Raw genomic sequence first — 11,468 nt, forward strand, 5'->3', positions numbered from 1 at the left:
GGCCGCGGCGACCGGAACCTCTGTACGATCCGCCGGGTCAGCCGGACGGAGAAACAGGGGGCGCCGTGCGCAGGGTCGTGGTCGAGGACAGGTTCAGGGAAGCGGCATACGGGAGACGGTCGACGGGCCTTCTTCTCCTGGCCGCCGCCGGACTGCTCATGGCGTACGCCGCCTGGCAGCTGTTCACTCCGTACACGACCGAGGGCGGCGCTCCGTGCAGTGCGCCGGTCGTGGACCTCGGGAGCAGGGACGCCGACGACGACGACCACGCCTACGGGCCGCCCGGTGACGGGGTGCCCGGCCCCTGTGTGACGTCGGGCCGGCAGTGGCCGGCCCCGGTGGCGGGGCTGCTCCTCGCGCTGCCCTTCACCGCCGTCGGCACCGCGAAGTTCATCTCCGGGTCCGTGGCCCTGTCGCTGCGTGAACACGAGGACGCGGTGCGGCAGTCCGAGCAGTGAGCGTTGTCCACAGGCTCCGTGTGCGGACGACCGTCGCTCGTAGACTGTAGACAATAGGCTGTTTTCGACGAGCGGGCGGGGAGAGCGGATGTCGCGTACTGGACTGCCACGGGGGGCCGTGGAACGGCTGGAGCGGCCTGGACCCCTGCGTGAGCGGGTGTACGAAGCGCTGCTGGGGCTGATCACGACGCGGTCGCTGCGGCCGGGCCAGCACCTGGTGGAGAGCGAACTGGCCGAGGAGTTGGGGGTCTCGCGGCAGCCGGTGCGGGAGGCGTTGCAGCGGCTGGCGACCGATGGGTGGGTCGACCTGCGCCCCGCCCAAGGGGCCTTCGTGCACGAGCCGTCCGAGGACGAGGCCGACCAACTCCTTTCCGTACGGGCGCTGTTGGAGGCGGAGGCGGCGCGTCTCGCCGCCGCGCACAGCGGGCCTGACGGCATCAAGGAGCTGGAGGAGGTGTGCGTGCGCGGCGAGGCGGCGGTCGCGGCGGACGACGTCGACGCCGTGGTGGACGCCAACGCCGCCTTCCACGCGAAGGTGATGGAGCTGGCGGGCAATGCGGTACTGGCGGAGCTGTCGGCCCAGGTCGACCGCCGCGTGCGCTGGTACTACCGCCCTGTCGCACGCCAGCGCGGCGCCCAGTCCTGGATCGAGCACCGTTGGCTGATCGAGGCCATCGAACTCGGAGACCAGGACACGGCGGCAGCGGTGATGCGCGACCACACGGAGCAGACGCGCCGCTCCTACCACGAGCGCGGCGACACCTGAGCGCGTGCCGGTGATCCCCATCCGGGTGAGCCCCATGCCGGCCGGCCCCGTACCGGTGAGTGCGTACCGGCGAGCGCATCACGGTGAGTCCGTACCGCCGAGTGCGTACCGGTGAGCGCGTGCCGGCGCCGGTTCTCCGGCGTCGGCTCAGGTCACCGGGGGGAGAGCTTGTGGACGGTGGTGTCGTCCGGGTCCAGCGGTCGTCCGTCGGCGGACAGCACCTCCAGTGCGCGGAGCTGCTGTCCCTGTCGGCGGTCGACCAGCTGTGAGTGCGGTTCGCCCGGTGCGAAGAAGTTCTGTTCGCCCCACTGCCGCAGGGCGACGATGACGGGGAAGAGCGCCCTGCCCTTCGAGGTCAGCACGTACTCGCGGTAGGCGCTGCCGTCCGAGGCGGGGACGGATTCGAGGACACCGCCTGCGACCAGGGCGCGCAGGCGCGCGGTGAGGATGTTCTTGGCCACGCCGAGGCTGCGCTGGAACTCCCCGAAGCGCCGGCTCCCGTCGAAGGCGTCCCGCACGATCAGCAGGGACCACCAGTCGCCGATCGCGTCAACGGACCGGGCGACGGGGCATTCGCTGTCGTCGAAGCGCGTCCTGCTCACCATGGCGTCCCTCGCTCTCTCGTCTCCGCACTGGTTGCAACATGCTACCAAGGAAGCTACGTTCACTGCTGGTTGCAAGATGAAACCAATAGTGAAGGGGAGTGCTGATGCCCGGCAACGGTGAGGCTGTGACGGGGCGGACCCAGGCCCGGAGCGGGGGAGCGCCAAGTGGGAGCACCCGGGGCGGGGGAGCGCCGGGCGGGAGCGGCGGAAGCGGGGAAGGACCCGCGTTCGTGCTGTCCCGCGGCCTGGTCGTCCTGTTCGCCGTCGCCTGCGGTGCCGCGGTGGCCAATGTCTACTTCTCCCAGCCGCTCCTCGTGACCATCGGCCACGACCTCGCCATGAGCCCGGCACTTGTCGGCAGCGTGGTCACCCTCACGCATGTCGGATACGGGCTGGGCCTCTTCTTCCTCGTACCGCTGGGTGACGTGGTCGACCGCAGGCGGCTCGTCGTGGCTCAACTGCTGTTCCTGGTAGCGGCGTTGGCCTTGGTCGCCGTAGCCCGCACGGCGGCGATCCTGCTCGCGGGCATGGCCGCCACAGGGCTTCTCGCGGTCGTCACGCAGACGCTGGTGGCCTTCGCGGCATCACTGGCCCCAAGTGCCGTGCGCGGGCGGGTCGTCGGGCTGGTCACCAGCGGCGTGGTCATCGGGATTCTGCTCGCCCGCACGGTGTCAGGACTCATGGCCGACCTCGCGGGCTGGCGTTCCGTCTACCTCGCCTCGGCCTCGCTCACCGCTCTGCTCGCGCTGGTCCTGTACCGGGTGCTGCCGCGCCACGGTGACGCTCCGCCGGCGACCCTGCGTTACGGACAGCTTCTGCGCTCCACCGTCACCCTGTTCGCGCGGGAACGACTGCTGCGGCTCCGTGCCCTGTTCGGGCTGCTGATCTTCGCCGCCTTCAGCACTCTGTGGAGCAGCGTCGCCCTGCCGCTCAGCGGGGCCCCGTACTTCCTGTCCCATGGTGCGATCGGGGCGCTGGGGCTGATCGGTGTCGCCGGAGCGCTGGCCGCGACCATGGCGGGCCGCCTGAACGACCGCGGGCTCTCCCGGCGTACCACCGGCATCGCCCTGGCACTGCTCGCCGCCTCGTGGTTGCCCCTGTCCTGCACGCGCAGCTCGCTGTGGGCCCTGGTCGTCGGCGTGATCCTGCTCGACCTGGCTGTGCAGGCGGTCCATGTCACCAACCAGACCCTCGTCTACGCGCTCCACCCGGAAGCGGGCAGCCGGCTGATCGGCGGATACATGGTCTTCTACTCGATCGGCAGCGCCGCCGGAGCCATCGCCGCGACCTCCCTCTATACGGTCGCCGGCTGGGGCGCCGTATGCGTACTGGGCGCCGGGTTCAGCTGCCTCGGCTTCGCACTGTGGGCGTTCACCCGGCACAGCACACCCGCCGCTGCCGGTCCCGCCGCCCTCTCCGGTCCCGCTTCCCAGGAGACCTCGCGCAAGGGGGCCTCTCGCGGCGAAGCCTGAGCGTTCCTCGCCGGCCGCCCCGCGCCACCGACCCGCTGTGCTTCGCCCGGCGGCAGTGCCTGAACCGGCGTCCAGGCACTGCCGCCGTCGCTCAGGCCATCTCGCGTCCTGCCGCATGGTGGTTGGGCACGATGTCCTTGGTGCGCGGGACTCCTGGTCTGTGCAGGAAGAACGCGAGGGCGGCGGCGAGCAGGGAGATGCCGCCCGCGAGGAGGTAGGCGCCGTCGTAGCCCCAGGCGTCGACGGCCATCGCGCCGAGGCCGCCGCCGAACAGGCCGCTGACGAGCTTGCCGCTGTAGGCGATGCCGTAGTTGGTCGCGTTGTGGTTCTCCCCGAAGTAGTCGGGCGTGAGCGCGGCGAACATCGGGTAGAACGCGCCACCGCCGAACCCCGAGATGAAGGCGAAGGCCAGGAACAGCGCCTGGTTGCGGATGTTGCCCGCCCACAGGACCCCGAACTGCGCGAGGCCCAGCACGACGATCACGAAGATCAGCGTGGACTTGCGTCCCCACCGGTCCGAGAGCCAGCCGATGAACCCCCGGCCCACGCCGTTGATGATCGACATGACGCCCATGGAGGAGGCGGCGACCATCGGGCCGAAGCCGACCTCCTTGGCGAAGGGCACCTGGAAGGAGATACCGAAGATGGATACGCCCGCCGTCATGACGATGAGCAGCCACATCAGCGGCAGCATGCCCGTGCGCATCGCCTCCATCGGCGCGTACTGGCGGGCAGCCGGGGGGTTCTTGTCCAGCGCAGCCGCCGTTTTGGAGGCGCCGGCGCGCAGCAGCGGGTCGTGGTCGGCCGGCCACCAGTTCTTCGGCGGGTCGCGGAAGAACCAGGCGCAGACGGCGACAACGATCAGTACGTAGACCCCGATGGCGTCCAGGACACCCTGGTAATTGCTGGTGTCGAAGGCGTAGTTGAACAGGAAGACGAACGGCACGGCGCCGTAGGCGAAGCCGCCGTTGACGAAGCCCGTCTTGCCACCGCGCCGTTCGGGGAACCACTTGCCGACGCTGTTGATGCAGGTCGCGTAGATGAAGCCGCAGCCAACGCCGCCCAGCACACCGAAGCCCAGGATCGCGAGCAGCACGTTGGAGGTGTGGGAGAGGGAGAGGAAGCCGCACAGCGCGAGTCCGGAGCCGATGTACATGGCACGCCGCGCGGTGAGGATGCCGTGCTCGCGCAGCCAGCCGGCGGGGAAGGCCACCCCGGCCTGGAAGAACACCCAGACGCTGAGGATCCAGAAGGTGTTCGACTGCGTCCAGCCGTGTGCCTCGGAGAGTGTGTCCTCGGCCGAGCCGTAGGCGTACTCGAAGACGCTGATGGCCATCATGGCCACCCACGGCAGATAGATCATGATCTTGCGGGAGTGTCCGAGCAGGTCGCGGTCGGTCTCGCCGACCCGGTAGACCCTGCCGTTGCGGTCGGTTAACTCGCGGTAGGTGACGGCAGGTGTCGGATCGTGGGTACGTCCCATGGTGCCCCTTCGCGGGAGAGGTTCCGCCCGTGGTCCGCGGGCGGTACGAGCGGTGCGAGGGTGCGTCAGGGCAGCAGTCCCGCGGCCCTGGCCCAGCGGTACTTGGCGCCGAGCACGGCGACCGGCTTCTCCGTGGTGTACGGATAGGCCGCCACACCGTGCGCGAACAGGTGTGCGCTGGCCTGCTCGACCTCGGTGTCGCCCGCCAGCGAGGCGACGACCGGCTTGTGCACGCCCCGTGCGCGTGCCTCGGCGACCACGCGCGCCGTCAGTTCGGCGAAGACCATCGGCGGCGTGACGAGCGTGTGCCAGTAGCCGAGCACGAGGGCGTGGATACGGGGGTCATCCAGGCCCAGCCGGATCGTCGCCTCGTAGGTGGAGGGCGGCTCGCCCCCGGTGATGTCGATGGGGTTGCCCGCCGCGCCGAAGGGCGGGATGAACGCGCGGAACGCCGCGTCCAGATCGTCGGGGATCTCCATCAGGGACAGCCCGTTGTCGACGAGCGCGTCCGACAGCAGCACGCCCGAACCGCCGGCGCCCGTGATCACCACGACGTTGTCCCCCTGGGGCGTGGGCAGGACGGGCAGTGCGCGCGCGTACTCCAGCATCTCGTTCAGCCCCGGCGCCCGGATGACGCCCGCCTGGCGCAGCACGTCGTCGTAGACCGCGTCGTTGCCCGCGAGCGCACCCGTGTGCGAACCGGCAGCGCGCGAACCAGCCGCCGTACGCCCCGCCTTCAGCACGATCACCGGCTTCTCGGGGACCGTCGCGCGCGCGGCGCGCACGAAGGCACGGCCGTCCTTGAGGTCCTCCAGATGCATGGCCACGCACCGGGTGTGCGGGTCCTGTGCGAAGTACGTCAGCAGGTCGTCCTCGTCGACGTCCGATTTGTTGCCGAGCCCGACGATCGCGGAGACGCCCGTGTTCGTCGTGCGCGCGAAGCCGAGCACCGCCATGCCGATCCCGCCCGACTGCGAGGTGAGCGCGACCCCGCCCCGTACGTCGTAGGGGGTGCAGAAGGTGGCGCACAGGTTCTGCCAGGGCGAGTAGTAGCCGTAGATGTTGGGGCCCAGCAGGCGCACCCCGTGCTCCCTGGCCACCTCGACGACCCGGTCCTGGAGCGCGTGTTCGCCGGTCTCGGCGAAACCGGAGGGGATGAGGACCGCGTTGGGTATGCCCTTGCGGCCCACCTCCTCCAGCGCCGCGGGCACGAGCCGCGCCGGGATCGCGAACACGGCGACGTCCACCTCGCCCGGCACATCGAGCACCGACGCGTACGCCGTACGGTCCAGCACCCGCCGCGCCTTGGGATTGACCGGGTGAATCCCGCCGGTGAAGCCGCCGTCCACCAGGTTGCGCATCACGGAGTGGCCGATCTTTCCCTCCTCGTTGGAGGCGCCGATGACGGCGACGGAACGGGGCTCCATCAGCCGGCGCATCGAGGTGAGGATCTCCTCGTCGGTGAAGTGCGGTCGCTCCCGCCGGCGTTCGTCACCGAGCAGCAGCCGCAGATCGGCGGCGAGCACCCCGTCGGCCGAGGCGAACACCGGATTGAGGTCGACCTCCGTCAACTCGGGGAAGTCGGCGGCCAGTTGGGACACCCGTACGACGAGACCGGCTAGCGCCTCCCGGTCGACGGGTGCGGCGCCCCGTACGCCCCGCAGCACCTTGGCGGCGCGCACCGAGTCCAGCATCGAACGCGCCTCGCCGGGCGAGACGGGTGCGAGCCGGAAGGTCACGTCCTCCAGCACCTCCACCAGGACGCCGCCGAGCCCGAACGCGACGACCTTGCCGAACGTCGGGTCGGTCACGGCGCCCACCAGCACCTCCTGGCCCTCGGTCGCCATGCGCTGCACCTGGACGCCCTCGATCAGCGCGCCGGCCTGGTGGGCGCGGGCGTTGGCGAGGACCGTGGCATAGGCGTCCCGTGCAGCCGCCTCCGTGGTCACGCCGGCCACGACGCCGCCGGCCTCCGTCTTGTGCGTGATGTCCGGCGAGACGATCTTCAGCACCACGGGGAAGCCGATACGGGCCGCCAGCGCGGCGGCCTCCTCCGCACTGGTGGCGAGGCCCTGCGCCGGGGTGGGGATGCTGTACGCCTCGGCGACGGTCTCCGCCTCCGTCGCGGTCAGCCCGGTACGCCCGGCGGCGCGCGCCGCGTCCAGCACCTTCTGGACGCTCGCCCTGTCGAATTCGGACGCGGTGTGGGGGGAGTGGCTGTCGGGGGAGGGAGTACCGGAGGAGGAGCTGCCGGGAGAGGGAGTGCCGGCTGAGGGAGTGTCGGTCGAGGCCATCTCAGATTACTCCCTCGCTCTTCAGCAGCTCCACATCGCGCTCCGCCAGGCCGAGTTCGCCCGAGAAGACCTCGGTGTTGTGGGCGCCGAGCAGGGGGGACGAGCTGATCTCGACGGGGGAGTCGGAGAGCTTCAGCGGGGAGCCGACGGTGGTGAAGGTGCCGCGTGTGGGGTGCTCGACCTCCACGATCATCCCGTCGGCCGCCAGCGAGGCGTCCTCGATGATCTCCTTGGTCGACAGGATCGGGCCGCACGGGATGTGGTGCGCGTTGAGTGCCTCCAGCACCTCCCACTTGGGCAGGGTCGAGGTCCACTCCTCGATCATCTGGAACATCTTGCCGAGCTGCGGAAGCCGCGCCTCCGGTGTCGCCCACGCCGGATCGCCGGCCAGTTCAGGGCGGCCCATGAGGGTGCACAGGGGCTCCCATGACACCGGCTGCACGATCACGTACACGTAGTCGTTCGGGCCGCCGGGCGCGCACCGCACCGCCCAGCCGGGCTGGCCGCCGCCCGAGGCGTTGCCCGAGCGCGGCACCTCGTCCCCGAAATCGTCGACCGGGTACTCGCGCAACGGGCCGTGCGCCAGGCGCTGATGGTCGCGCAGCTTGACGCGGCACAGGTTGAGCACCGCGTGCTGCATCGCCACCCGCACCCGCTGGCCCCGGCCCGTACGCTCGCGCTGGTACAACGCCGCCAGTATCCCGGCGACTGTATGCACTCCCGAACCCGAGTCACCGATCTGGGCGCCCGTCGCCAGCGGCGGTCCGTCCTCGGAACCCGTCGTCGACATGGAGCCGCCCATCGCCTGCGCGACCACCTCGTACGCCTTGTAACCCGTGTAGGGGCCGTCACCGAACCCCTTGATCGAGGCGTACACCAGCCGCGGGTTGAGCCGGTGCACGTGCTCCCATGAGAAGCCCATACGGTCGAGCGCTCCCGGACCGAAGTTCTCCACCAGCACGTCGCTGCGCCGGATCAGCTCCGTCAGCAGCTCCTTGCCCCGCTCCGTCTTGGTGTTCAGGGTGATGCTGCGCTTGTTGCAGTTGAGCATGGTGAAGTAGAGCGAGTCCACGTCGGGCAGATCGCGCAGCTGCCTGCGGGTGATGTCCCCGCCGGGCGCCTCCAGCTTGACGACGTCGGCGCCGAGCCAGGCGAGCAGCTGGGTCGCCGAGGGCCCCGACTGCACATGGGTCATGTCCAGGACGCGCACACCGTCAAGTGCCTTGTCAGTCACGCGGGTTCACCTCACTTGTACATGGTCTGGTTCATGGTTCCGGGTGCGTACACGTCCGGGTCGAGCCAGACGTTGATCAGCGAGGGCTTGCCCGACTCCCTGGCGCGCTCCAGCGCCGGCCGCAGCTGCGCCGGATCGCGCACCTCCTCGCCATGGCCGCCGAGCATCCGCGCGAACGCGTCGTAGGGCACGTCGCCGAGCGTGTTGCCGAGCCGTTCACGTGCCGCGCCGTACTTGGCGCGCTGGCCGTAACGGATCTGGTTCATCGAGGAGTTGTTGCCGACGATGCCCACGAACGGCAGGTCGTAGCGGACCAGCGTCTCGAAGTCCCAGCCCGTCAGCGAGAACGCGCCGTCCCCGAACAGCGCGACGACCTCCTTGTCCGGCCTGGCCTGCTTGGCGGCCAGCACGAACGGCACCCCCACGCCGAGCGTCCCCAGCGGCCCCGGGTCCATCCAGTGACCGGGGGAGTGGGGCTGCACGACCTGCCCCGAGAACGTCACGATGTCGCCGCCGTCGCCGATGAAGAGCGAGTCGGGCGTAAGGAACTCGTTGATCTCGTGCACCAGCCGATAGGGGTGGATCGGGTCAGCGGCGGAGCGCAGCAGCGGCTCGCGCTTGTCGGCCGCCTTCTGTTCGACCTCCCGCAGCTCCTCCAGCCACACCTTGCGCCCCGTCGTGCGCGCCGCCCCGTTGAGCTGCCCGGAAGCGGCCTGGGTGACGGCGGCGAGCACCAGGTCGGCCGAGCCGACGATGCCCAGGTCCACGTCCCGGTTCTTGCCGACTGTGCGGTAGTCCAGGTCGATCTGCACCACGGTCGCCTCGGGCGACAGCCGCTTCCCGTACCCCATACGGAAGTCGAACGGCGTGCCCACGATCACGATGAGGTCAGCGCGCGAGAACGCGTGCCGCCGCGAGAGCTGGAAGTGGTGCGGATCGCCTGGCGGCAGCGTGCCACGGCCCGCGCCGTTCATATAGGCGGGTACGTCCAGCGTGCGCACCAACTCGCGTGCGGCGCCCGTCGCGCGCGTCGTCCACACCTGCCCGCCGAGCAGGATCGCGGGGCGCTCGGCAGCCGCCAGCAGTCCAGCCAGCCGCTCGACCGCCTCCGGGTCGCCCGGCTGCCGGGTGGAGGCGCGGTAGTGCCCGGGACTCGGCACCCTGGCCTGCTCGCGCGGCACCTTCGCGTCCAGCACATCGCGGGGGATCTCCAGGAAGGAGGGCCCCGGCGCACCGTGATAGCACTCGCGGAACGCCATCGACACCATGTCAGCCGCACGCGCCGTGTCCGGCACCGTCGCGGCGAACTTCGTGATCGGCGTCATCATGTCCACGTGTGGCAGGTCCTGCAACGAGCCCATCTTGTGCTGCGTATGGGCACCTTGGCCGCCGATCAGCAGCATCGGGGACTCGGCGCGCAGCGCGTTGGCGACGCCGGTGACCGCGTCCGTCGTACCGGGCCCCGCCGTCACCACGGCGCACCCCGGCCGCCCGGTGAGCCGCGCGTAACCGTCCGCCGCGTGCGCCGCCACCTGTTCGTGGCGTACGTCCACCACGGAGATTCCCTCGTCGGCGCAGCCGTCGTAGATGTCGATGATGTGGCCGCCGCACAGGGTGTAGATCACCTCCACCCCTTCGGCCTTGAGCGCCTTGGCGACCAGATGGCCGCCGGATATGAGGCCGTCGTCCTTGTTCTGGCCGGCCCGGCCGTTGGCGTTCTCGCCCTTGCCGGTATTGCCCTTGCCGTTCTCGCCCTTGCCGTTCTCGTCGGTCATGGCGGGATGTGCTCCCTTCCGGGGCTGACGGGTAGTCAGTTACCTCGCTGGATCACTCGTCACCCGTTCGTCGACCGTAGATTGCATACAGTCGACTCATACTGTATGGACTCGTTATCCCGCATCGACGGGCGTGTGTCCAGAGGGAGTACGCGGACCCGGCGGCGGCGAACGTCCCGCGCGCGGCGCCGCTCAGGCCATGCCACGGTGACCGTGGGAAGCGGACCGTCGCAGGCCAGGAGGTACGCGGCATGACAGCCGAACGCGGCGCCCCGACCGGGGCCCCGGGGGCAGAAAAACGCGTCGGCGGCGGGCTGGACACCGAGGGCCATCGCCGGGCCGTAGCGGCCGAGTTCACCCGGCTGGTGCACGACGGCACGCTCGATCTGCCGCTGCCGGGATCCGGGCGTACCCGGCAACGCTGGGCCGCGCTGACGGCGCTCGCCGAACGGGACCTCGGACTCGTCCGCCTCGCCGAGGGCCACACCGACGCGCTTGCCGTGCTCGCCGAGCTGCGCGACCTGGGCGTACGCGACCTGCCCGGTGTACGCCCCGGCCGGCGCTGGGGCGTATGGGCGGCCGAGCCGCCCGGCGCCGCACTCGAAGCCGTGCCCACACGTGACGGTAACTGGCGGCTGACCGGCACCAAGCCGTACTGCTCAGGAGCCCGCGCCTGCACCCACGCGCTCGTCACCGCCCGCACAGGCGAGGCGCGTGGGCTCTTCGCCGTCGCGCTGGACCCCGCGCACGCCACACCCGTGTCCGGAAGCTGGACGGCCGCAGGAATGGCGGCCAGCGACACCCTCGACATGCGCTTCGACGCCGCTCCCGCGACCCGTGCGGGACCGCCGGGCGCCTACCTCGAACGCCCCGGCTTCCACCACGGCGGTATCGGCGTCGCCGCCTGCTGGTACGGCGGAGCGCGCGCCGTGGCCGCCACCCTTCGGGCCGCCGCGGCACGCTGCGGGGAACCGCATACGCTCGCCCATCTCGGTGCTGTGGACGCCCAGTTGGAGGCGGCGGACGCGCTGTTCGACCGTGCGGCGGCCGAACTGGACGCCGACCCCGACGACCGCAAGGGCGGCGCCGCACTGCGTGCCATGCGGGTGCGTTCCTTCGTCGAGGGCGTGGCCTCCGACGTGCTGTACCGCGTGGGCCGAGCACTCGGCGCCGGCCCGCTGGCCCACGAAGCCGGGCACGCACGCACCGTCACCGACCTGACCGTCTACCTCCGCCAGCACCACGGCGAACGGGACCTCGCGGCGTTGGGGACGGCGGCGCTCGGGGCGGTGGCGACCGGCGGGTTGCCGGGAGTGCAGGAGCGGCCCTCATGACCCCGCGTGCCCGGTCCGACCGTGCTGCGGGGCCGAATCTGCCTGAC

9 protein-coding genes are annotated in these 11,468 nt (G+C 70.8%); 4 read left to right on the forward strand and 5 right to left on the reverse strand.

The window, feature by feature from the left end:
* Nucleotides 1–65: 65 nt before the first annotated feature.
* Nucleotides 66–458, forward strand: coding sequence for a hypothetical protein (locus NMN56_RS29630; protein ID WP_274042137.1), 393 nt, complete (start codon nucleotides 66–68; stop codon nucleotides 456–458).
* A gap of 88 nt (nucleotides 459–546) precedes the next feature.
* Nucleotides 547–1,224 carry a GntR family transcriptional regulator gene (locus tag NMN56_RS29635; RefSeq protein ID WP_274042138.1) on the forward strand — a complete coding sequence of 226 codons (678 nt, stop codon included), beginning with the start codon at nucleotides 547–549 and terminating at the stop codon, nucleotides 1,222–1,224.
* Nucleotides 1,225–1,376: 152 nt separating this feature from the next.
* Here the strand turns inward: NMN56_RS29635 and NMN56_RS29640 are convergent, their stop codons facing one another.
* Complete coding sequence (locus tag NMN56_RS29640; RefSeq protein WP_274042139.1) at nucleotides 1,377–1,829, reverse strand: winged helix-turn-helix transcriptional regulator; 453 nt, start codon at nucleotides 1,827–1,829, stop codon at nucleotides 1,377–1,379.
* A gap of 230 nt (nucleotides 1,830–2,059) precedes the next feature.
* On the opposite strand from NMN56_RS29640, the gene NMN56_RS29645 reads away from it, so the two are divergent.
* Nucleotides 2,060–3,301, forward strand: coding sequence for an MFS transporter (locus NMN56_RS29645; RefSeq protein ID WP_274042141.1), 1,242 nt, complete (start codon nucleotides 2,060–2,062; stop codon nucleotides 3,299–3,301).
* Between the two features lie 91 nt (nucleotides 3,302–3,392).
* Here the strand turns inward: NMN56_RS29645 and NMN56_RS29650 are convergent, their stop codons facing one another.
* The 4 genes from NMN56_RS29650 to NMN56_RS29665 form a co-directional block, all read right to left on the reverse strand.
* The gene (locus NMN56_RS29650) at nucleotides 3,393–4,784 is read right to left on the reverse strand and encodes an OFA family MFS transporter (protein WP_274042142.1); all 1,392 of its coding nucleotides are present in this window, start codon (nucleotides 4,782–4,784) and stop codon (nucleotides 3,393–3,395) included.
* Between the two features lie 65 nt (nucleotides 4,785–4,849).
* Nucleotides 4,850–7,078, reverse strand: coding sequence for an acetate--CoA ligase family protein (locus NMN56_RS29655; protein WP_274042143.1), 2,229 nt, complete (start codon nucleotides 7,076–7,078; stop codon nucleotides 4,850–4,852).
* Nucleotide 7,079: 1 nt separating this feature from the next.
* Nucleotides 7,080–8,312, reverse strand: coding sequence for a formyl-CoA transferase (gene frc, locus NMN56_RS29660; RefSeq protein ID WP_274042144.1), 1,233 nt, complete (start codon nucleotides 8,310–8,312; stop codon nucleotides 7,080–7,082).
* An 11-nt stretch (nucleotides 8,313–8,323) separates the two neighbouring features.
* The gene (locus NMN56_RS29665) at nucleotides 8,324–10,087 is read right to left on the reverse strand and encodes a thiamine pyrophosphate-binding protein (RefSeq protein WP_274042145.1); all 1,764 of its coding nucleotides are present in this window, start codon (nucleotides 10,085–10,087) and stop codon (nucleotides 8,324–8,326) included.
* A 251-nt stretch (nucleotides 10,088–10,338) separates the two neighbouring features.
* Between NMN56_RS29665 and NMN56_RS29670 the strand changes: the two genes are divergently transcribed.
* Complete coding sequence (locus tag NMN56_RS29670; RefSeq protein WP_274042146.1) at nucleotides 10,339–11,421, forward strand: acyl-CoA dehydrogenase family protein; 1,083 nt, start codon at nucleotides 10,339–10,341, stop codon at nucleotides 11,419–11,421.
* Nucleotides 11,422–11,468 lie beyond the last annotated feature (47 nt).

This window comes from Streptomyces iconiensis, assembly GCF_028657195.3.
GTDB classification, from domain to species: Bacteria; Actinomycetota; Actinomycetes; order Streptomycetales; family Streptomycetaceae; genus Streptomyces; species Streptomyces iconiensis.

Coding starts and splice junctions, on each gene's coding strand:
- NMN56_RS29635 (WP_274042138.1), top strand. CDS start 547: ATGTCGCGTACTGGACTGCCACGGGGGGCCGTGGAACGGCTGGAGCGG.
- NMN56_RS29640 (WP_274042139.1), bottom strand. CDS start 1,829: ATGGTGAGCAGGACGCGCTTCGACGACAGCGAATGCCCCGTCGCCCGG.
- NMN56_RS29650 (WP_274042142.1), bottom strand. CDS start 4,784: ATGGGACGTACCCACGATCCGACACCTGCCGTCACCTACCGCGAGTTA.
- NMN56_RS29655 (WP_274042143.1), bottom strand. CDS start 7,078: ATGGCCTCGACCGACACTCCCTCAGCCGGCACTCCCTCTCCCGGCAGC.
- NMN56_RS29665 (WP_274042145.1), bottom strand. CDS start 10,087: ATGACCGACGAGAACGGCAAGGGCGAGAACGGCAAGGGCAATACCGGC.
- NMN56_RS29670 (WP_274042146.1), top strand. CDS start 10,339: ATGACAGCCGAACGCGGCGCCCCGACCGGGGCCCCGGGGGCAGAAAAA.